At 59.2% G+C, this 21,379-nt stretch carries 18 protein-coding genes and 1 pseudogene; 7 read left to right on the forward strand and 12 right to left on the reverse strand.

What is annotated here, in order from left to right; translation table 11 throughout:
* Positions 1-9: 9 nt before the first annotated feature.
* The 3 genes from AC1DM5_RS15865 to AC1DM5_RS15875 are packed head-to-tail and all read right to left on the reverse strand — an operon-like array spanning position 10 to position 3,142.
* Positions 10-897, reverse strand: coding sequence for a carbohydrate ABC transporter permease (locus AC1DM5_RS15865; RefSeq protein ID WP_376776552.1), 888 nt, complete (start codon positions 895-897; stop codon positions 10-12).
* Positions 890-1,849: a carbohydrate ABC transporter permease gene (locus AC1DM5_RS15870; protein WP_477820763.1), complete on the reverse strand. Its 960-nt coding sequence runs from the start codon at positions 1,847-1,849 to the stop codon at positions 890-892. The genes AC1DM5_RS15865 and AC1DM5_RS15870 overlap by 8 nt, the downstream gene beginning before the upstream one ends.
* Positions 1,850-1,855: 6 nt before the next feature.
* A complete protein-coding gene (locus tag AC1DM5_RS15875) occupies positions 1,856-3,142 on the reverse strand; it encodes an ABC transporter substrate-binding protein (protein ID WP_477820762.1) in 1,287 nt (428 codons plus the stop codon).
* 205 nt (positions 3,143-3,347) lie between these two features.
* Between AC1DM5_RS15875 and AC1DM5_RS15880 the strand changes: the two genes are divergently transcribed.
* From AC1DM5_RS15880 to AC1DM5_RS15900, 5 genes are all read left to right on the forward strand, one after another.
* Positions 3,348-4,022, forward strand: coding sequence for a TetR family transcriptional regulator (locus tag AC1DM5_RS15880; RefSeq protein ID WP_113320463.1), 675 nt, complete (start codon positions 3,348-3,350; stop codon positions 4,020-4,022).
* Between the two features lie 133 nt (positions 4,023-4,155).
* Positions 4,156-5,304, forward strand: coding sequence for a Gfo/Idh/MocA family protein (locus tag AC1DM5_RS15885; RefSeq protein ID WP_477820761.1), 1,149 nt, complete (start codon positions 4,156-4,158; stop codon positions 5,302-5,304).
* A gap of 3 nt (positions 5,305-5,307) precedes the next feature.
* Positions 5,308-6,471 carry a dihydrodipicolinate synthase family protein gene (locus AC1DM5_RS15890; protein ID WP_477820760.1) on the forward strand — a complete coding sequence of 388 codons (1,164 nt, stop codon included), beginning with the start codon at positions 5,308-5,310 and terminating at the stop codon, positions 6,469-6,471.
* A 29-nt stretch (positions 6,472-6,500) separates the two neighbouring features.
* Positions 6,501-7,331, forward strand: coding sequence for a sugar phosphate isomerase/epimerase family protein (locus AC1DM5_RS15895; protein WP_477820759.1), 831 nt, complete (start codon positions 6,501-6,503; stop codon positions 7,329-7,331).
* Between the two features lie 148 nt (positions 7,332-7,479).
* Positions 7,480-8,754, forward strand: coding sequence for a Gfo/Idh/MocA family protein (locus tag AC1DM5_RS15900; RefSeq protein ID WP_477975228.1), 1,275 nt, complete (start codon positions 7,480-7,482; stop codon positions 8,752-8,754).
* Positions 8,755-8,760: 6 nt separating this feature from the next.
* On the opposite strand, the gene AC1DM5_RS15905 is transcribed toward AC1DM5_RS15900, so the two are convergent.
* From AC1DM5_RS15905 to AC1DM5_RS15915, 3 genes are read right to left on the reverse strand one after another with little or no spacing between them, the layout of a single operon-like run.
* On the reverse strand, positions 8,761-9,771 hold the full coding sequence (locus tag AC1DM5_RS15905) for a hydroxyacid dehydrogenase (RefSeq protein WP_477820757.1): 1,011 nt from the start codon (positions 9,769-9,771) through the stop codon (positions 8,761-8,763).
* Positions 9,768-11,624 (reverse strand): DUF2264 domain-containing protein, encoded by a 1,857-nt coding sequence (locus AC1DM5_RS15910; RefSeq protein WP_477820756.1) that lies wholly within the window; start codon positions 11,622-11,624, stop codon positions 9,768-9,770. Before AC1DM5_RS15910 ends, AC1DM5_RS15905 begins: the two co-directional genes overlap by 4 nt.
* A 9-nt stretch (positions 11,625-11,633) precedes the next feature.
* Complete coding sequence (locus AC1DM5_RS15915) at positions 11,634-12,662, reverse strand: LacI family DNA-binding transcriptional regulator (protein ID WP_477820755.1); 1,029 nt, start codon at positions 12,660-12,662, stop codon at positions 11,634-11,636.
* Positions 12,663-12,821: 159 nt separating this feature from the next.
* On the opposite strand from AC1DM5_RS15915, the gene AC1DM5_RS15920 reads away from it, so the two are divergent.
* Complete coding sequence (locus AC1DM5_RS15920) at positions 12,822-14,108, forward strand: ABC transporter substrate-binding protein (protein WP_439016967.1); 1,287 nt, start codon at positions 12,822-12,824, stop codon at positions 14,106-14,108.
* 64 nt (positions 14,109-14,172) lie between these two features.
* Here the strand turns inward: AC1DM5_RS15920 and AC1DM5_RS15925 are convergent, their stop codons facing one another.
* From AC1DM5_RS15925 to AC1DM5_RS15945, 5 genes and pseudogenes are all read right to left on the reverse strand, one after another.
* Entirely contained in the window at positions 14,173-15,147 is a 975-nt protein-coding gene (locus tag AC1DM5_RS15925) for a glycoside hydrolase family 26 protein (protein WP_477820754.1), read from the reverse strand.
* 7 nt (positions 15,148-15,154) lie between these two features.
* A pseudogene (locus tag AC1DM5_RS15930) lies at positions 15,155-15,677 on the reverse strand (DUF995 domain-containing protein); the annotation flags it as partial.
* A 10-nt stretch (positions 15,678-15,687) separates the two neighbouring features.
* Positions 15,688-17,571 carry a glycosyltransferase family 2 protein gene (locus AC1DM5_RS15935; protein WP_477975230.1) on the reverse strand — a complete coding sequence of 628 codons (1,884 nt, stop codon included), beginning with the start codon at positions 17,569-17,571 and terminating at the stop codon, positions 15,688-15,690.
* Positions 17,568-18,551, reverse strand: a complete 984-nt coding sequence (gene galE / locus AC1DM5_RS15940) for a UDP-glucose 4-epimerase GalE (protein ID WP_477824146.1) — start codon at positions 18,549-18,551, stop codon at positions 17,568-17,570. Before galE ends, AC1DM5_RS15935 begins: the two co-directional genes overlap by 4 nt.
* 1 nt (position 18,552) lies before the next feature.
* On the reverse strand, positions 18,553-19,572 hold the full coding sequence (locus tag AC1DM5_RS15945; RefSeq protein ID WP_477921738.1) for a UDP-glucuronic acid decarboxylase family protein: 1,020 nt from the start codon (positions 19,570-19,572) through the stop codon (positions 18,553-18,555).
* Between the two features lie 375 nt (positions 19,573-19,947).
* Here AC1DM5_RS15945 and AC1DM5_RS15950 point away from each other — a divergent pair, with 375 nt between their 5' ends.
* Positions 19,948-20,268, forward strand: coding sequence for a hypothetical protein (locus AC1DM5_RS15950; protein WP_477824148.1), 321 nt, complete (start codon positions 19,948-19,950; stop codon positions 20,266-20,268).
* A gap of 4 nt (positions 20,269-20,272) precedes the next feature.
* Here AC1DM5_RS15950 and AC1DM5_RS15955 read toward each other — a convergent pair whose 3' ends face one another.
* Complete coding sequence (locus tag AC1DM5_RS15955; RefSeq protein ID WP_007818235.1) at positions 20,273-21,055, reverse strand: helix-turn-helix transcriptional regulator; 783 nt, start codon at positions 21,053-21,055, stop codon at positions 20,273-20,275.
* Between the last annotated feature and the right edge of the window lie 324 nt (positions 21,056-21,379).

The following is a 21,379-nucleotide window of genomic DNA, read 5'->3' on the forward strand; positions in this document are numbered from 1 at the left end:
CCCGATCCATCAACGCTTCATGCCGGTCGTGGCGATGCCTTCGATCAGCAGGCGCTGGAAGAACAGGAAGAAGAAGAACACGGGCACGAGCGTGAGCGTCGACATGGCGAACAGTCCGCCCCAGTCCGATGCGCTGGTGGAGTCCACGAAAGTGCGCAGGCCGAGCTGGATCGTGTAGGTGTTCATGTCGTTGAGGTAGATCAGCGGACCGAAGAAATCGTCCCAGGTCCAGATGAAGGAGAAGATCGCGGCTGTGGCCAAAACCGGCAGCGACAGCGGCAGCATGATCTTCCAATAGATGCGCCAGGCGCTGCAGCCATCCATCATCGCGGCTTCATCGAGTTCACGCGGAATGCCGCGGAAGAACTGCACCATGAGGAAGATGAAGAATGCGTCGCTGGCCAGGAACTTCGGCACGACCAGCGGCAGAATGGTGTTGACCCAGCCGAGGTCGAGGAAGAGCACATATTGCGGGATCAGCGTCACATGATAGGGGATCATCAGCGTGCCGAGCATGATCGCGAACCAGAAGTTCCGGCCGGCAAACCGCAGCCGTGCGAAAGCGAAGGCCGTCAGCGAACAGGCGATGACATTGCCCGCCACGACCAGCAGCGAGATGACGAGCGAATTCCAGAAGAACCGGCCGAAGGTGATGTCGAGTCCGGTCCAGCCGCGCACATAGGAGGAGAAATCGACCGACGACGGGATGAGCGAGGTCGACGAGAAGATTTCGTTTTCCGGCCTGACCGATGCCGACACCATCCACAGGAGCGGATAGAGCATCAGCAACGAGGCGGCGATCAGCAGCGCATGGATGATGATCGAAGCCGGGAGGCTGCGTTTGGTGATATCCGATGGCGGCCTGGCCGCGGTGACGGAAGCGGTCATCTCAGTCATCGTAGTGCACCCAGTAGCGCGAGGTCAGGAAGGAGAAGGCGGTGAAAATCGCGATGATCACCACGAGGATCCAGGCGAGCGCCGAGGCGTAGCCCATGCGGAAATTGCCGAAGGCCTCCTGATAAAGATAGAGCGTGTAGAACAGCGTCGAATTGATCGGACCGCCCGTGCCGCCGGAGATGATGAAGGCGGGTGTGAAAGCCTTGAAGGCATCGATCGTCTGAACGACAGCATTGAAGAAGATCACAGGTGTGAGAAGCGGCAGGGTGATCTTGTAGAACTGGCGGAATTTCGAGGCGCCGTCGAGGCTTGCCGCCTCATACATATCCTGCGGGATCTGACGCAGACCAGCCAGGAATATGATCATCGGCGAACCGAACTGCCAGACGGAGAGAGCCACCAGCGTATAGATCGAGTAACTCGGATGCGAGATCCAGCTTGGGCCGACGATACCGAATTGCGCAAGCGCGGCATTGACGAGGCCATCGCTGGCGAAGAGCTGGCGCCACAGCACGGCAATCGCAACGCTGCCGCCGAGAAGAGACGGAAGGTAGAAAATCGCACGGTAGATCGGCAGCCCGCGCAGACCCCTGTTCAATGCGAGAGCGACGAGCAGGGCGAAGGTCAGCTTGAACGGAACCGACAGCACGACGTATGTCAGCGTGACTGACATGGCCGATGCGAATTTCGGATCGGCCGTTGCGATGCGCACGTAATTTGCGGCCCCTACCCAACCCGGCGCCCTCAACATGTCGAAGTCGGTGAAGGAGAGGTAGAGCGAAATCAGGGCCGGGCCGAGCGTGAGGCCAAAGAAGCCTACCAGCCACGGCAGCAGAAAGAGATAGCCGGGAGCATTGGCGTTCCATAGGCGCCGAAAGCGTCCGTCAGCCTTCACTCCCTGATATCTTTCCACGGTTACCGTCCCTACAGACGTGCGCATCGCATTGGTCATATGAGATCAACCCCGCGCGAGAATTCGCGTGATTTCATCCACAAGCTGCTTGCCGGCATCGGCTGGAGTAAGCTGGCCGAAAGCTACCTGCTCCGAGATGGTGCGCAGCACGACCTGGCCTTCGCCGGCGCCGGTCGGCGGCGGGGGCGGAAGCGGGCCGGCGAGATCTCCGAGACCGGCGACATATTCGAGCGGGATCTTGCCGGTTTCATCGAGCTTGCCGGCGACGACTTCGCGCATCGCCTTCGATTCCGGAATGCCGCGCTCGACATCGAGTATCTTGGCAGCATCGGGGTTCTTGACGAAGAAGTTGACGTAATCGACAGCCTGATCGATCACCTTCGACTGTGCGGAAACCGAGAAGAACATCGAAGGTTTGCGGTAATGGCCGCCCTTCGAGTCCGGCTTGATCCTGAGGTAGTTGCTGAGCATCAGCTTGTCCTTGACCATCGCCTGATAACCAACGAACTGGTTGGAGTGGGCGTAGTCACAGGCAGCCTTGCCAACGGTGAGCGGGCTGGTGTCGATCGTATCCTTGTAGAGCGCCTGAATATCAGGCGTTACGCAGGCTTTAGCTTCACGGAACTTGGCCCACATGTCGAACCATTCCGCGGCGTCCTCGGCAGCGAAAGCAATCTTCGAATCCGCCGTGTAGAGCGCTTTGCCGCGCTGGCGCAGGTAGTTTTCGAAGAGCGGCTCGCCGCCGCTGCCGTCAGCAAAGCCGAAGTAACCCTTGCGCTTGCCGGCCTTGGTGATTTCGGCGCCGATCTTGCCGAATTCTTCCCAGGTCGTCTTGTTGGTCGGCACATCGATGCCGGCTTCCTGGAAGGCGACAGTGTTGATGACCGTGGCCGCCGAATTCGCGCCGAGGCTGACGCCGTACAGGTGGCCGTCGACCTTGCCGCCTTCGATCTGCGCCGGATCGAAATCATCGATCTGCAGTTTCGACGGCATATAGGATTCCAGCGGGGCAAGAGCGCCGCGCCGGGCGTATTCGACGATATAGCGGTAGTCCATCTGGATGACGTCGGGCGCGTTGCGGCCAGCCACCTGCGTGGCAAGACGCGGCCAGTAATCAGCCCATCCGAGGAATTCGCCGGTGATCGAAACACCGCTGTTCTTCGCCTTGAAAAGGTCGGAGACCTTGTTGGTGCGGTCAGCGCGCGGCTGAGAGCCCCACCAGATGAGGCGCAGGCGGTTTTCCTGGGCAAAAGCGCCGTTTCCGAGCGCTGACAGCGAAAGGAGCGTTGCTCCGCCCGCCATGAAATTACGTCTGCTTACACGAAAAGACATTGGTTTTCCTCCTCCCAATAGGAAGCGCCTCCACACGCTTCCTAACTAGCTATCTTGCAACAAATAACTAATTGGTTACAAGCTATGTTCAAAGCCTCCGGGCTGTCAAGCGGTGTTGGTGGCCCGGTTGCGTTTGCAAAATCGGGTTTTTACATTCTTCCGCTTAAGCCTTATGAGCGCAACAGGGGAAAATAGGGGAAATCTGATGAACGACACTGGGGAGAGCGCAAAAAAGAAAATCAAGCGCCCGTCCGCCGAGCGAACCGCCCAACGCGACCCGGAGCGTACCCGTGCGGCCATTCTTGAAGCCGCGACACGGGAATTTGCCGAAAACGGCATGGGTGGTGCGCGTGTCGATTCCATCGCCGAGCGCGCCGGCACCAACAAGCGCATGCTCTATCACTATTTCGGCGACAAGGAGCAGCTCTATCTGCGTGTGCTTGAGGAGGCCTATGTCAGCATCCGCACCGCCGAACGCGCACTGAACATCGGCACCCGCAGCCCTGAGGAGGGCATTGGGGAACTTGCCCTCTTCACCTGGCGCTACTTCCTGCAGCATCCGGAGTTCCTCAGCCTGCTCGGCACGGAAAACCTGCACCGCGCCCGCTGGTTGCGCCAGTCCGTGCGGCTCAAGGAGTTGCATTCGCATCTGATCGGCGAGCTTTCGCAGGTGCTGGAAGTAGGCAAGAAGGCGGGTGTCTTCATCGAGACTGCCGACCCGCTGCATGTCTATCTGACAATCGCCTCGCTCGGCTATTTCTACCTGTCCAACCAGTACACGCTTTCGACCATCTTCGGCCGCGATCTCATTACGCCTGCCAATCTCGAAGCCTGGGAACGACATATCGTTCACGTCACGCTCGCCTCGATAAAGCGCTGATTTTCAAAAACCCGAATTGGCTATTGACAGCAATATTCCTCTTCTGCCATCAAGTAACTGTTTAGTTACCGGCTCGGGAGGGCCGGGCCCGACTGCCCGCTCCCGACGCATAAAAGCTTCCAGGGAGGGAAAAATGGCACGTTTGGGGATCATATTGCACGGCGTTACCGGCCGTATGGGCTACAATCAGCACCTCGTTCGGTCGATTCTCGCCTTCCGCGATCAAGGCGGCATCGCGCTGAAATCAGGCGAAAAACTGGAAATCGATCCCATCATCGTCGGCCGTAACGGCGCGAAGATGGAGGAGCTTGCCCGCAAGCATAATATCAAGCGCTGGTCGACCGATCTGGATGCTACGCTCGCCAATCCCGATGACACCATCTTCTTCGATGCCGGCACGACGCTGATGCGCGCCGAGCTTCTCACCAAGGCGCTCGATGCCGGCAAGCATGTCTATTGCGAAAAGCCGATTTCCGACGATCTGCAGGTCGCGATCGACCTTGCGCGCAAGGCGCGTGCTTCGGGCCTCAAGCACGGCGTGGTACAGGACAAGCTGTTCCTGCCCGGCCTGCGCAAGCTGGCGCTGCTGCGCGATTCCGGCTTCTTCGGCAAGATCCTCTCAGTGCGCGGCGAATTCGGCTACTGGGTCTTCGAAGGCGACTGGGGCGTTCCGGCCCAGCGCCCGTCCTGGAACTATCGCAAGGCCGATGGCGGCGGCATCATTCTCGATATGCTGTGCCACTGGCGCTATGTGCTCGACAATCTCTTCGGTGAGGTGAAGGCCGTTTCCTGCCTGGGTGCAACCCATATTCCCAGCCGTATCGATGAACAGGGCAAGCCCTATAACTGCGACACTGACGATGCTGCCTATGCGACCTTCGAACTGGAAGGCGGCGCGATCGCACAGATCAATTCCTCCTGGGCCGTACGCGTTCGTCGCGACGACCTCGTGACCTTCCAGGTGGACGGCACACATGGCTCGGCCGTTGCCGGCCTCACCAAGTGCTGGAGCCAGCACCGCGTCAATACGCCGAAGCCGGTCTGGAATCCTGACCAGCCGCAGACCATCGACTTCTATAAGACCTGGGACGAAGTGCCGGATACGCAGGTCTTCGACAACGGCTTCAAGGCGCAGTGGGAAATGTTCATCCGCCACGTCGTCGAAGATGCTCCGTGGCCCTACGGCTTGGAAGCCGGCGCCAAGGGCGTGCAGCTTGCAGAACTCGGCCTGAAATCCTGGGCCGAGCGCCGCTGGCTCGATGTTCCCACCCTGGAGTTCTGAGCCGTGACGACGATCAATCTTCCCCTCGACGGCAAGATCGCTTCTTATACGCTGACCGGCACGCCGATCGAACTCAAGAAGCGGGACGCCAAGAGCTTCCCGCGTATCGCCTTTGCCGCCGCCCATGTGGTCGCCGATCCGCTCGCCGGCAATGATCCGTGGCTGACACCGGCGATCGACTGGGAACGGACGCTTGCCTTCCGCCATCGGCTTTGGGACCTCGGCCTCGGCGTGGCCGAAGCAATGGATACTGCACAGCGCGGCATGGGCCTCGGCTGGCCGGAAGCCCGCGAGCTGATCCGCCGCGCGCTTGCCGAAGCAGCCGGGCGCAAGGACGCGCTGATTGCCTGCGGCGCCGGCACCGACCATCTGACGCCCGGCCCCGACGTGACCATCGATACGATCATTAGGGCTTATGAAGAGCAGATCGAAACGGTGGAAGCTGCCGGCGGTCGCATCATCCTGATGGCAAGCCGGGCGCTAGCCGCCGCCGCCAAGGGGCCGGACGACTATGTCAGGGTCTATGACCGCATTCTTCGCCAGGTAAAAGAACCTGTCGTCATCCATTGGCTCGGAGAAATGTTCGACCCGGCGCTTCAGGGATATTGGGGCAATGGCGACCATCTGAAGGCGATGGAAACCTGCCTGCAGGTGATCGAAGCCAATGCCGCAAAGGTTGACGGTATCAAGATCTCGCTTCTTTCCAAGGAGAAGGAAGTGACGATGCGCCGGCAGCTGCCGAAGGGCGTGCGCATGTACACCGGCGATGACTTCAACTACGCCGAACTGATCGCTGGCGACGAGCAGGGCCATTCGGATGCACTGCTCGGCATCTTTGACGCCATCGCGCCTGCGGCTTCGGCTTCGCTCGACGCGCTTGGCCGCAAGAGCAACCACGAATTCTTCGATCTGCTCGAGCCGACCGTTCCGCTGTCGCGCCACATCTTCAAGGCGCCGACACGCTTCTACAAGACCGGCGTCGTCTTCCTCGCCTATCTCAACGGCCTGCAGGATCATTTCACAATGATCGGCGGCCAGCAGAGCACGCGCTCGCTGACGCATCTGGCGGAGCTTTTCCGCCTCGCCGACAAGGCTCGGGTCCTGGCCGATCCGGAGCTCGCAACTGATCGCATGAAGCAGGTGCTTGCCGTCCACGGCGTTCACTGAGTGTCGGCGCGGCAATGGGAGGGAATGACATGCAGGTCGAAGGACTTTCGATCAACCTTGCGACAATCCGCGAGCAATGCTGCTTTGCCGAAGCCGTCGATATCTGCCTGAAACACGGTATTACCTCGATCGCGCCCTGGCGCGATCAGGTCGCCAAGGCCGGCCTCGACGAGGCAGTGCGCATCGTCAAGTCGAACGGTATCAAGCTGACCGGGCTCTGCCGCGGCGGCTTCTTTCCGGCGGCAACCGAAGCCGACTGGCAGAAAAACCTCGACGACAACAGACGCGCCATTGACGAGGCGGCAGCGTTTTCCGCCGATTGCCTCGTGCTCGTCGTCGGCGGTTTGCCTGATAGTTCGAAGGATATCGTCGCGGCCCGCCAGATGGTGTTCGACGGCATTGCCGCCGTGCTGCCGCATGCGCAGGCTTCGGGCGTGAAGCTCGCGATCGAGCCGCTGCATCCGATGTATGCGGCCGACCGGGCCTGCGTGAACACGCTTAGCCAGGCGCTCGATATGTGCGAGCAACTCGGCGAGGATGTCGGCGTTGCCGTCGATGTCTATCACGTCTGGTGGGATCCTGATCTAGCAAATCAGATTGCCCGCGCCGGACGGATGAAGCGCATTTTTGCCCATCACATCTGCGACTGGCTGGTGCCGACCAAGGATATGCTGCTCGACCGCGGCATGATGGGCGATGGCGTCATCGATCTCAAAGGCATAAGACGGATGGTGGAAGCTGCCGGCTTCTTCGGCGCGCAGGAGGTCGAGATCTTCTCAGCTGAGAACTGGTGGAAGCGTCCCGCCGACGAGGTGATCGCCACCTGCGTCGAGCGCTTCAGGAGCTGCTGCCAAATCTGATTCTAGAGCATGTCCGTTTTTCTTCGAAACACGGACATGCTCTATCTCTTTGTTTTCACGCAATTCCGGACGCAAAACCGCTGCACACTTTTGCTGGGATTGCTCTAAAGTCCAATCGTTTCATCACGTATGAAGGAGGAATCATTCGATGGAGAAACGCCGTTTTGCCCTGATCGGCACCGGTAACCGCGGCACCACGATGTGGGGCAAGGATCTCTTGGCCGGCTGGCGCGAGCATGTCGACCTGACTGCGATCGTCGAGAAGAATTCGCTGCGCGGCGAGCGCGCCCGCACCATGATCGGCAGCAATGCGCCGCTCTATGAAAACATCGATTCGATGCTCACAGAGCAGAAGCCGGATCTCGTTATCGTCTGTACGCCCGACCATACGCATGACGATATCGTGGTCAGGGCGCTGGAATCCGGCATCGACGTCATCACCGAAAAGCCGATGACCACGTCAGTGGAGAAGATTCGCCGGATTCTGGATGCCGAAAAGCGCACCRGCCGCCGGGTCGACGTCTCCTTCAACTATCGCTATGCGCCGACGGCAGCGAAGATCAAGGAGCTCTTGAATTCCGGCGAGATCGGCCGCGTCACCTCAGTCGACTTCCACTGGTATCTCAACACAAAGCATGGTGCTGATTATTTCCGCCGCTGGCATGCCTATACGGAAAATTCCGGCAGCCTCTTCGTTCACAAGGCAACGCATCATTTCGACCTTCTGAACTGGTATCTCGACAGCGATCCTGACGCCGTTACCTCTTTTGCCGATCTGCAGAATTACGGCCGCAAAGGTCCTTTTCGCGGCCCGCGCTGCAAGCTCTGTCCGCACACGCAGGAATGCGATTATTACCTCGACCTCGAAAAGGATCCCTTCCTCGACACGCTCTATGAGGATCCCTCGAAGATCGATGGTTATTTCCGCGACGGCTGTGTCTTCCGCGAAGATATTGACATTCCCGATACGATGGTCACTTCGATCCGCTACCGAAACAATGTCCATGTCTCCTATTCACTGAACACGTTCCAGCCGATCGAGGGCCATCACCTCGCCTTCAACGGCACCAAGGGTCGTATCGAAATCCGCCAGTATGAAGCACAGCCGTGGGAAGAGCCAAAGGAAGATACGATCCTGCTGATCCGCAGCTTCCCGCACGGTAAGGAGGCCGTCGAGCGCATCACGGTACCACACTTTTCCGGCGGCCATTACGGCGGTGACGACCGGATGCGCAACATGATCTTCAAGCCCGATATGCAGGACAAGCTCGCGCAGCGGGCCGGCACCCGCGCCGGCGCCATGTCCGTGCTTTGCGGTATTGCGGCGCTGACGAGCTCGCGCACCGGCAAGGTCGTCAATATTTCCGACCTGATGCCGGAGCTTGCCAATGACGGTTCGCCGAACTCGCTGAAGGCGTCTTAAGACGCCTCAGGCGGTATTTTCCAGGTTTTCGAGGGTGAGCCGGTAAAGCAGAGGCTCGCCTTTGGTGAAGCGTTCGGCCTCATCCGCTGCCATTTCACCGAGGCGGGTGCGCTCGAGGCCGACGGCACCGGCGATATGCGGTGTCAGGAAGACGTTGCGCAGGTCGTAAAACGCCGACTCCGATCCCGGTATTTCGGGATCGGTCACATCGATAATGGCGTCGATACGGCCGGTCTTCAGCACGTCAAGCAAAGCGTCCTCATCGATCAGCGCGCCGCGCGCGGTATTGATCAGCGTCGCGCCATCCTTCATCAGCGCCAGTTTTGCGGCATCGATCATATGGTAGGTGGACGGCAGTGATGGCGCGTGGAGGGAGACGATATCCGAATGACGCATGAGATCGTCGAGCTCCACCTTGTGCACGCCCATTCCGCGCGCCTGACCGGCATCGATGGTCGGATCGAAGAGCAGTACCTTGTAATCGAAGGGCTTCAGCAGATCGATGACGCGTCGACCGATGCGTGACGCACCGATGATGCCGACCGTGCGGCGATAGTTGCCGATGGCCTCACGCTGCATCGGATGGGTGCGATCGCGATGGCGGTCGCCGACATAGAGGTCGCGGAAACGGAAGACATGTTTGCCGGCAAAGATGATTGCGGCGAGCGTGAATTCGGCGACCGGCACGGCATTGGCCTCGGCCGCATGGCTGACGACGACGCCGGCTTCGAAAATGCCGGCATCGACGAGGCCCTTCACCGTCCCCGCCGCATGAACAACGAGCTTCAGCTTCGGCGCAAGCGCCAGAACCTCGCGACCAACATAGGGTGCACCCCAGCCTGTGATGAGGATTTCCGCCTCGGACAACAGACGCTTTGCGCGCTCGTCATCGAAGTGCTGAAGCGGTTCGGCATCGAGCAGGCGCCCGATGCCATCCAGCCGGCGAAGAACCGCCTCGGGTAGCACATGCTCCGTGCGGGAAGGCTGCATGGCGAGGACGATGGCAGCACGGCTCATGGCATATGTCCTGGCGCTTCGATGGCGCTGACGGTTACGCCCTTCTCGCTGACCAGCTTCTGGAGCGCAGCGATATCGGGTGCTTTCGGCGGCGTGGTCCATGCCCCCGATACGGCAGCCGGATCGTTCAACGCGAGTACAGCCGTGACCAGAACTGTTTCACCAGCCGGAATCTCACCGCGGAGCTGGGGCACGAGCGTCTTGGAAACGATCATGTTGGTATTCGGCAATGCCTTCTGGGCAAGGCCGTTTCGCTTGATCGAAGAACCGAGGTCGACGATGCCGGTGAAATCAACTTCGCCGATCGCGTGGGCCGAGCCTTCGGCCGCCGAAAGCGTGTCCGCATCGAGATCGCGCTTGGCAATCGCAAAGCCGCCTTCCGCGGTCTGCAGCAGGCGTGGTGTTGTGATGCGGTGAACGCGGATATGCCATGGGGCCGATGGTACGAGCCAGGTTTCGACCTTCACATCCTTGAAGGCTGACCATCTGGAGTAAAGGATGTTGCCGGCGATCTTCGCTTCTTCATTGGTTTCGCGGACGCGGTAATGCAGGCCGTCATCGCTGAAGGCGAGCGCGGAATCGAAGGCGCCGAGTGCGAAGGCTCGCTCGTCAGCCTCGACGCTGAAGCCGTAGCGGGCAGAATAGGCAAATTTTGCGTATTTCTCCGTGCCGAAGCGCATCTGCAGATTTTCCTGACCAGACGAGAGCGCCACCACATCATTGCCGGCACGCATGACCACCATGCCCGGATGGCGCTGCGGAACGACCTCGGGGGCTTGCTCAGGCGCCTTTTCCTCTGCGGTCCAGAAGGGATGATCCTCGGCAATGGCGAGCGGCAGGAAGGCCTTAAAGGCCCAGTAGGGTGAGCCGGCAGAATTATAGCTCTCCGACATCAAGAGGTTCGGATAGCCGAAGCCAATGGAGAGAACGCCATCATGGCTGGCGATCGGCTTGTCCCGCCACCAACGCAGATGCTCGAGGCAGAGATGCTTGATCTCGCCCCAGGGCAATGCCTCCAGATCGGCGAAGGCGAGCGCCGACCAGAAACCGGCGCAGGCGAAACGATAGGTGAGGCTGCGGCCGAAGGGGATCGTTGCGCCATCGGGCGCAAACCAGTGGCGGAAATCCTTGGCGAAAAGGACCGCGCGCTCGCGGTAGCGTTTGGCATAGTCGTCATCGACCAGCTTGGAATAGATCAAGCCGTAGAAATGCATGGCGAAGGGAATGTAGTGGTCGATGCGGCGGATATTGCCGTCACGGTACCAGCCGTCGCCAATGTAGAAGCCTTCGAGTTCCTCAAGATATTGCTTGGTCAGGCTGCGGTCGAAATCGGCGCCGAGTCGGTCGAGAGCGATATCGACGAAGATCCGGAAGAATTTCCAGTTGTTGTCGGCATAGTCGAACTGCCGGACATGCTTGAAATAGGCAACGATATTGTCACGAGCGCGCTTGTCGAGCGGCTCCCAAATCTTGTCGGGTACCAGCGCCAGGGCAAAACCGAGAGCGGCGAGTTCCACCATGCGCTGGTCGCGTGCATTGACCGTGCCCCAATACTCGGGATGGGTCGGATCACAGCCATTCGCAAGACCTTCGGCAAAGCGGTGCCAATGGGCGAAATCATTCTTGCCGGCGCCGAGCGGTGCAAGACCCCAGAGTGGACGTGCGAAACCTTCAAGATCAGCAGCGGCCCGGTCGAAATGAGCGCCGGCGCCATCGAGGCGAACACGGGCATTGCCATCAGAGAAGAAGGGCAACAGCGGATTGAAGAGATCGTTGACAGCGCGGATCATGTCGGCGCGGGTCTTCAGCGGATTGCCTGCAAGCGGATTGGCGCTGGCGGGATCATAGGTCATCGGCATCACTCACAGCTTGTCGGTATCAGGAACAGTGCCTCCGGTAACGGGAACGACCGCCTGGCAGATATGGCGGGCGGGAGCGGTCCTGTCGCGGTAGCGGGAGATCAGAAGGGAGACGGCCTCGCGGCCAAGCGCCGCGCGGTCGACGCGCATAGTGGAAAGCCTGGGATTGGTCATGACGGCACAGGGCAGGTCATCGAAGCCGACGATCGCGAAATCCTCGGGAACGCGAAGGCCTGCTTCGGTGACGGCTTCGAGCACGCCGACGGCAATGAAATCATTCATGCAGAAGGCCGCCGTGTATCCGGGGTCTTCCGTGAGCATCGCGACTGTGCGCTCATGCGCCTCGCGGCTGGCGCTGCCCTGGAAGGTGAGCGGAACGAGCCGGCCTTCGGCACCTGGAACCGCGGCAATCGCCGCCTCGAAGCCTCGCACACGTTCGCGGATCGTATGGCGATGCGAGCCGGTGAGATGTAGGATACGGCGATGACCGGCTTTCGTGAGCCGGCTCGTCGCCTCGTAGGCGCCGAAAAAATTGGAGGGCGAGACGCCATCGAGGCGCAGGCGCGGATCGGTACCGTTGACGAGAACGGTCGGTGTTCCCGTCTCTTCCAGCCAGGCCCGCAGCGTATCACTGGGATCGATGCCGACGAGGAAAAGCCCTTCGGCTTCCGCTGTCTGCATATACTCGCCGACGACGTCAGGCGTGGTGCGGTCCTCGCGCACGAGCCGCACTTCGAAAGGCATGCCGGCATCGGCGGCACCGGCGCGAAGGCCCTCAACGATCGATTCGTAGAATACGCTGAGGCCACCGGTCGCCCCGTCGCTGGCAATCAGGGCAAGCCCGCCCGGAACGCTTTCCGAAACAGTCTTCACCGGATAGCCATGTTCGGCAGCGACCTTCAAAATGTGCCGCCGCACATTTTCGCTGATACCGGGTTCATTGGCCAGCACCCGCGATACCGTGGAAACCGAAACGCCGGCCAGACTGGCAATATCGGCCTGTCGCGGTCGCCTGGTCTTGATCTCATTCATTTTGATCTCGTTCATATGGCAAAGATTATGCAAATTATGCAAATTTGCAAGATAATCATAAATTCTTGCAAAGAGAAATTTTTTGCGTACTCTAACCTCCGGAACGCCTGGAAAGACCATTGGAGGATGGCACCGGGCATCAGACACAGGAGGAAATCAATGCAGGTCAATCGCCGTTCATTCTTGATGGGAACCGCGGGTGCTGCGGCCGGCCTTGCCTTTGGCGCCGGCAGCTCGATCCCCGCATTTGCAGAGGACGCTTCGCTTCGCGCCATGTGGTGGGGTTCCAACGACCGCGCCAAGCGCACGCTGGATGTTGCCAAGCTCTATCAGTCGAAGACACCGGGTGTCACTATTGTCGGCGAGTCGCTTTCGGGCGACGGCTACTGGACGAAGCTGGCCACGCAAATGGCGGGCCGCGCGATCGCCGACGTCTTCCAGCTCGAGCCGGGTACAATCTCCGACTATTCCAAGCGCGGTGCCTGCCTGCCGCTCGATGAATTCGTGCCTTCGACGCTTAAGGTCGACAACTTCGGCGCAGACATGCTGAAACTGACCACGGTTGACGGCAAGCTCTATGGTGTCGGCCTCGGCCTCAATTCCTTCGCGATGTTCTTCGACACCGTCGAATTCGAAAAGGCGGGTATTCCGCTACCGACGCCCGATCTCACCTGGGATGAGTATGCCAAGCTCGCCGTGGAACTCGGCAAAGCCTCCGGCAAGGGTGGCGGCCCCTATGCGGCGCGCTACAATTATGTCTTCGACGCCTGGCTGCGCCAGCGCGGCAAGAGCGTCTTCGCCAAGGAGAGCGTCGGTCTCGGCTTCACGGTCGACGATGCCAAGGAATGGTTCGACTACTGGGAAAAGCTGCGCAAGGCAGGCGGCACCGTCGCCGCCGACGTTCAGACGCTAGACCAGAACACGATCGACACCAACTGCCTCGGCCTTGGCAAATCGGTGATCGGCATGGCCTACTCCAACCAGATGGTCGGCTACCAGCTCATCATCAAGAACAAGCTGGGCATCACCATGCTGCCGCGCGAGAAGAAGGGCGGTCCATCAGGCCATTATTATCGCCCGGCACTGATCTGGAGCGTGGGTGCCACGACCAAGCAGGGCGAAGCCGCCGCAAAGTTCATCAGTTTCTTCGTCAACGATCCGGAAGCGGGCAAGATCCTCGGTGTGGAACGTGGCGTGCCGATGTCGCCGGCGGTTCGCGAAGCTATCCTGCCGCAGCTCAACCCGACAGAGCAGGAAACAGTCAAGTACGTCAATCTGCTCAAGGATCAGGTCGGCGAATATCCGCGGCCGGTACCGATGGGCGCGACCGAATTCGACCAGCGTGTTCTTCGTCCGACCTGCGACGAGCTCGCCTTCGAGCGCATCTCGGTAGCCGATGCCGCAACCAAGCTCGTCGAAATCGGCAAGGGCACGCTTAAGGGTTAATCATACTCAGTCTGAACAGGCAAAGGCCCGCCACCAGCGGGCCTTTCTCATTGGCGATATCGGCTCAGTTGCTGGCGTCGTCAATGACCCGCCAGTCGGGCCGCCCGAGATTGAACGGCCAGGCGTGCACGTCGCGGTCATTGAAGTAGACGACCTCCTGAAGCTCAGGAAAATCGCTCTGTTTCATCGTCGCAGTCTCCATCCACGGCTTGATGTAGGCATCGCTCCCCTCATAGCCGAGTTCGGCCACCCAGATGGGTTTGCCGTATTGGGCGACAAGGTCGTAACCTGGCTTCAATGCCTCGGCGAAGGTTCGCGGGCCGTGGTGAGCGATTTTGTCATAGGGCTCCAGGCCGAAAACGGACAGGCCGACGAAATCGACGTAGGTGTCGCCGGGGTAGTAGGCATTAAGGCCGGGTTTTCCCTTCGGCGACCACATGAGTTTCGTACCGGGCGCCTCCTGCCGCACGATATCCATCATGCGCCTGTAGGCGGCTATATATTCAGGAGGATTCCAGCCGGACCACGAAAAGCGGCCGGAGTCGTCTTCCATTTCCTGACCCCAGCGGACGATGACAGGGCTTTTCAACTGGGCGATCATCCTGGCAATTGCCCGCATGTTCGCATCGTAGTCGCCGTGAAACAGCTTCCAGCGAAGTTCATCTGACGTCAGCCGCCAGTCCACATCCCACGACCAGGGCTCCACCGTGATCAGCAGGTTGCGGCCTCTTGCCAGCGCGTAGGCATCCGCCACACGCAGCGTTTCGAGATCGACGTCTTCCCATGGAAGGAAGAGATGCTCCGTCGTCACGCTCTGCTGTGCACCGAAATCGCCATGCGGGTCGTAGGCACCAAACTTGATGCCATCGGCATGAATGGCGGGCCGCTTGTCGGTGATCGCCTTGTCGGTGATCGTCTGCGCACCCGCATTCATGACGGTGGTGCTGTTTTGCGCCTCGCTTCGATGCGACAGGTCGGCAACGCCGAGCAGAAGCATCGCGATTGTTGCCGTCGAGATTTTCTTCGCCAGGGTTTTCATAGTCTTTTCCTCCCCTTCGGCTATTTATTGGTCGCGAGAACCTGCTTCAGCTCTTTGGCTTTCAGGCTCACCGTGTCTGCCGGAACCAGCTTCCGGAACTCATCATCGGCTTTCGTGGAAGCGTGCCGGAACACGTACCAGTCCCCGCTCGGCTGACGCCGCTGATAGATCGTGTTGCCGATCTTGCGGTGGCCGAAGCAGGTACTGGCACGTGCCGCCCCCTCATTATTGGTCCAGGTTGCGCGCATGCACATCTGACCGAGATCATCGACGACCCAGCGCCCCTCGGCGAAAGACTGTTTGCCGCCATTGTCGACCCAGGCGACGAAATGCCTGCCCTCGCCAATGAAACGCCCGCCACCCGTATCCCAGGTCCAGGTCTTGTCGGCGTAGATCACGTAGAGTTCGCCGGCACTCAGCGGCGTCGGTATCGGTGCCTTCGTCTTTTCTGCTGCGAGTGCACTCGCCGAGAGGATGAGGCTGAGGCACAGAGCCAGCGCTCCTCCCGTCAATCTTATCGTCATGCTCATTTTATCCTCCTCACGCATTTCTGCTCTCCCCAACATCCCTTCGTTCACGACCGGCTTCGGCGAAACCGTGCCATTTGAGACGGAATTTCACGATCCTGGTCTTGCCGCCGCCGAGCCCTGCACCCGCCACAGCAAATTGCGACTGGGTAAAGGTGACGAAGGGCTGGCCGTGCGAAAGCGCTTCCATGGCAGCTAGCCCGTGGTTACCGAGTTGCACCGCGCTGACCAGGCAGGCGACGAGACCGCCGGCGGCGGCGAACCGCAGGCCGTATACTTGTGGCAAAAGGGACTGACCGTTCTCGACGGTGTGACAGACGACAACCAGGATTACGAGCGATACATAGATCAACAGGTTGATCGCCGCGAAGATCTGGAAGCCACGCGCACCATCGCCATCGGCAGCAAAAACCATGGCCGCAGCACAAATGGCCAATAGTGCGACGTATGGCGCCATTATCCGCGCCGGCAATTTGCGCTGTCCCTGATCACCCTTCGGAGTGATGCGGAAATCCACGAAAGAACCGGTCACGTAATCGCGTGCGGCAGCGAGGGTGCCGGCAAGCGACCAGGGCCAGCGCAGCAGGATGAAGACCACCCCTTCCCAGCCGAAGAGCTTTGCATCGTATGGTCTGAATGTGCCTGACGCGCGCCAGAAGATGGCGAATACCGTCAGCACGATCGAAAGCGGCAGAGAATGCAGCAGGAATGCCGGGTAGGTGACGTTGACGAAGACATGGCCGGTGAGCAGGGCTGCAACCGGCAGCAGGAACATTACCGCCATGAAGGTCGAAAACAGCGGATACCAGAGCTGCGAAAACAGGAACTGGAATTTCAGCTTCAGCGGCAGCCGGGCGACATGCCGGCGAGAATGCAGCAGGAGGATGGTGACCAGGCTGCGCGACCACTGGAACTCCTGCACCACCAGATCGGCAAAGGTCGCCGGCCCGTCGCCATGGGCGATGGCATTGACCGCATGGACCCCGCGCCAGCCGCCGGCATTCATCATCAGCGTGGTCGAATGATCTTCCGCAAGCTCGGGACCGAGCCCGCCGATCTTCCTCAAGGCGGCCGTGCGAACGGCATAGTGCGAGCCGATGCAGAGCGGCGCCCAGCCATTATTGTATCCCGCCTGCAGCGAACCATGCAGGCTCGCTTCGGCATAGAGCCTGCCGCGGGCGGCCCAGCTTTCGGCAGCATTGGCATCGCAGATACTGGGTGCCGAGACATAGCCGACTTCGGGATCGGAGAAGGGGCGCAGGACCTCGCGAAGATAAGTCGGCGTCGGCACATGATCGGCATCGAACTGGGCGACGAAATCATAGCGCTCATAGCCGAAGTGATCATAGAAATAGGCGAGATTGCCTTCCTTGCAGCGCGTGCGGCGCGGCCAGACGGGACGGTGATATTCGCTGACGCCCTTGCGGGTTGAGATCAAGACGCCATGCTGCCCGCACCATCTCTTGGTCTCATCGGACGGATCTTCATCAGCGAGCCAGACATCGAACTCGACGCCCTTCTGATCGAGCATCGCAAGAAGCGTCTTGCGCACGACGGCGAAAGGTTCGGACGGCGCCTTGGTGACCACCATGGCGACGCGGCCCTTCGGCAGGTCGGCGGATGAGCTGACCTGCCTTGCATCCAGAAAGATCAGGATGAAATAGGCCGGTATCAGGGTGACCCAGCCAAGGATGACGGTGACGAGCAGGAATGCCGGCCATGAAACGACGTGAGTGGGCTCAGCCCACCAGAGCCAGAAGTAAGCAAGTGCTGCCAGCCAGCAGACGATGCCAAAACCATAGGCGGCTCGATTCCATCCGGTAAAGACGGGCTCGAACATCTCGGATTTGGCGGCAGAAGACTGATGTACGCGGTCGATTTCGGCGCTGGTGCTCATGCGATCACTTCCAGTCCGAAAGTCGGGCCGGCCGTGCGGATGATCGTATCGATATCCGAAAGTACCGGCATGAAGTCCAGCTCAAGGTGAGCCCTTTTCGTATCGGCGAAAAGCGCAGGCGGATCACCCGCGCGGCGCGGCTGACAACGGATCGGCACCCTGTGACCGGTCTTTCTTTTGACGGCATTAAGGATCTCGCCGACCGACGTGCCACGGCCGGAGCCCAGATTGAGGCTCAGGGAATTGCCGCCAACCAGAAGATGGCGAACGGCGGCAAGATGCGCTTGGGCAAGATCGCTGACATGGATGTAATCCCTGACGCAGGTGCCATCTTCCGTCGAATAGTCGGTACCGAAAATATCGAGGCTCTCGATCCGGCCGCTTGCGGCGAGAAGAGCGCGCGGGATCAGATGGGTCTCGGGATAGTGCCGCTCGGCAAGCTGGCCTTCCGGATCGGCACCGGCCGCATTGAAGTAACGGAGTGCGGCGAAACGGATACCATAGGCGGCCGCATAATCCTCCAGTGCCATTTCGAAGATCAGCTTGGTCCTGCCATAAGGATTGACCGGCTGTTGCGGTGTCTTCTCACAGATCGGCAGCATCTCGGGAATGCCGTAGGTCGCGCAGCTGCTGGAAAAGACGATCCTGTCGATACCGCAATCGAGACAGGCGTCCAGCAGCGACAGGCTGCCGATGACATTGTTGCGATAATAAATGCTCGGCTTTTCGACGGATTCACCGACATAGGCATTGGCACCGCAATGGATGACACAATCCGGCGAGTACTCGGCCATGACATGCCGCAACCTTGCGCCATCGGCGATATCCGCCTGGATCAGCGGTCCCCACCGGACGCTGTCGATATGTCCGGTGGAAAGATTGTCATAGGTGACCGGAACCATGCCGGCACGCGCAAGCGCCTTGCAGATGTGGCTGCCGATGAAGCCGGCGCCACCCGTAACCAGGATGTAGCGGGGCATTTCATACGGCCTCCACCACTTCCTTGCGGGCAAGCAGCGCATCGAAATAGGCTATCGTACGCTTCAGCCCGGTCTTCAGCTCCGTCGTCGGCCACCAGTTCAATTCTTCTCTGGCTCTGGAAATATCCGGACGGCGCTGCTGCGGATCGTCTGCCACGGCCGGCAGGTAAATGATGCGCGAGCGCGAATTGGTCAGATCAAGGACGATTTCGGCCAGATCCCGCACAGTGATCTCCGCCGGATTGCCGAGATTGATCGGACCGACGCAGTGTTCGCCGGCATCAGCGAAACGAAGGAAACCAGCGACGAGATCGTCGACATAGCAGAAGGAGCGGGTCTGCCGGCCATCACCGTAGATCGTTATGTCGGTGTTGGAGAGCGCCTGGACGATGAAATTGGATACGACGCGTCCATCATCAAGGCGCATACGCGGACCATAGGTATTGAAGATCCGGCCAACCTTGATATCGACGCCATACTTGCGGTGATAATCGAAGAACAGGGTTTCGGCTGACCGCTTGCCCTCGTCGTAGCAGCCGCGCGGGCCGATCGGGTTGACATTGCCGAAATAGGTTTCGCGCTGCGGATTCTCGTGCGGATCCCCATAGACTTCCGAAGTCGAGGATTGGACGACCGTTGCGCCGCTGCGGCGGGCTGCATCGAGCGTATTGACGGCTCCAAGCACATTGGTCAGCAAGGTGCCGACGGGATCACGCTGATAGTCCGGCGGCGAGGCTGGCGAAGCAAAGTTAAAGATGACGGAAGCCTCGACGTCATAAGGCTGGCGCACGTCATGTTCCAAAAGCCGAAAACGGGCATTCTGCAGCAGATGCTCGATATTGACGTGGCGGCCGGTGTAGAAATTGTCGAGACAGATGACCTGATGGCCGCGCTCGAGAAGTCGCTCGCAAAGATGGGAACCCAGGAAACCGGCGCCTCCGTTGACCAGCACGGTTTTTGACTGCTGTCGTGGCGATGCGAATGCAGATCCTGAATATCCTTCGGTGGGAATACTACGCACTACAAATTCCTTCCCATGTCGTGTGGTCTTCATAGACCCTTCTATACTTTAGGCTCCCTCTTGATCCGCCTCGATAACTTCAATGCGAAGTGGTATCTATGAAATAACCGGCTCGGTTATTCTTCGGATAATTGTACCTATGCTCAAAATGATAAGAGGATATCAGTGAAGGTCAACTTCAAAACACGGGAGCAATTCTAAATAGCTATAGTATTAAACTTCGGAATTTGCTTGATTAATCCCTCTCAATGACTATGGTGCCATGCTTTCTGTCCGGCCGCTCCAGCTTCAGTCAATGAAGCCAATATAAGGAGTGGCCAGCCATTGGTGTGCGAGGGCGCGTCGCTATTGCCCTGATGATAGAGAGGGTTTTCAATGACGACTCATAATCGCATGCATGGCAGAGCGCCATGCAGCTTCAGCTCTCTAGCTTTGGCTGCGACGATCGTTCTCTCGGCCATCGGACCGATCTCATGTGCGGTCGTCGATACCGCGATCGTGGGAAGCACGGAGAAGAATGTCGTTGTGGCAAGCGTGCCACATGCCGCGAAGGACTTCGCCTATGCTGCCGAACCGAAGACCGCTTCGGCTAAAGTGAGCGCCGCGGTCTATCCCGGTTCCGCGCCTTACATCTGTTCGCCGAGCGGTTTCGGCCAGAAATCACGCTGCTTTGCCCGCTCGTCCCGGATGGATTGATGGCCTAGTGCGGCCACCTGCCGGAGAGATCGCCACTGTCCGACGTATCGTTGAAGAAACGTGAGGCCGCTTCAGTGCGATTTCTCACATTCATCTTCTTATAGATATTGCGGACGTGAACCTTCACCGTGTTTTCGGACAGGTGAAGCTTGTCGGCGATGATCTTGTTCTGCGTGCCCTTACAGATGAGGTCGAGAATCTGTACCTCGCGCGTGGTCAGAGCCGCCATGCTGTTGCGGCGAAGCTTCAGCGCATTGGCGCGCGCTGCGTCGACGGACTTCGTCTGGTACAGCGAGGGCTCGAGCTGTGCCGTTGCCCGGTTGGACAGACGGCCCAGAAGCGCGGATGGAAAATGCTCGCCGCCCTTCATCAGCAGATCGATTGCCGCCATGAAGACATCCAGACGCAGATTGAGCGGCAGGACGCCATCGACGACACGCGCCTCGACAAGACGACTGATATAGGGCTCCATCATATCGATAGCTTCGACGACAAGGCCGATGGATGCGTCCGGACGGTTTTCACGAACGACCTGCAGCGCATCGTGCAACTCGGCGCCGGCGACATGATAGAACAGGACAAGCCGCATGTCGTGAATATCCTTCTCGGATATGGACTGCGCGCTCGATACGCTTACGACATCAAAATTCGGGAATTTCTTTGCCAGTGCCTCAACCATGCACTCGGAGAACAAGTCCGCCTTGGCGATTACCAGGACTGTTTCTCCATTCGGGCTCAGTCTTCTTGCCTGATCCGAATCTCCTACTTCCGACCCAACCATGAACATATACGCCTCCCCTAGCGCTACACTATACTCAAACTCGGAGCTTCTACTCCCATTGGCGCGATGGCGGGTATTACATGCCGACGAACATTGCCCCTAGGCATGTGGCCGCCTTATCTTTTAGGCATTTCTTAATTATGGTAATATGGATTTCAAAGGAAAGAAATGGCCCAAATGGGTTAGTTGTCACGAAGTTATATTTATTTTTTGCCACTTTATGGTTGCATTTCCGACAAGAAACATACTAGCGGGCGGTATTTCAACTAGATCACGGTATAAAGCAGCATGTATTAGTTCGAGACATACAAAAGCAAAGTGGTAATGGGC

This window comes from Rhizobium sp. 01T437 (genome assembly GCF_056398505.1).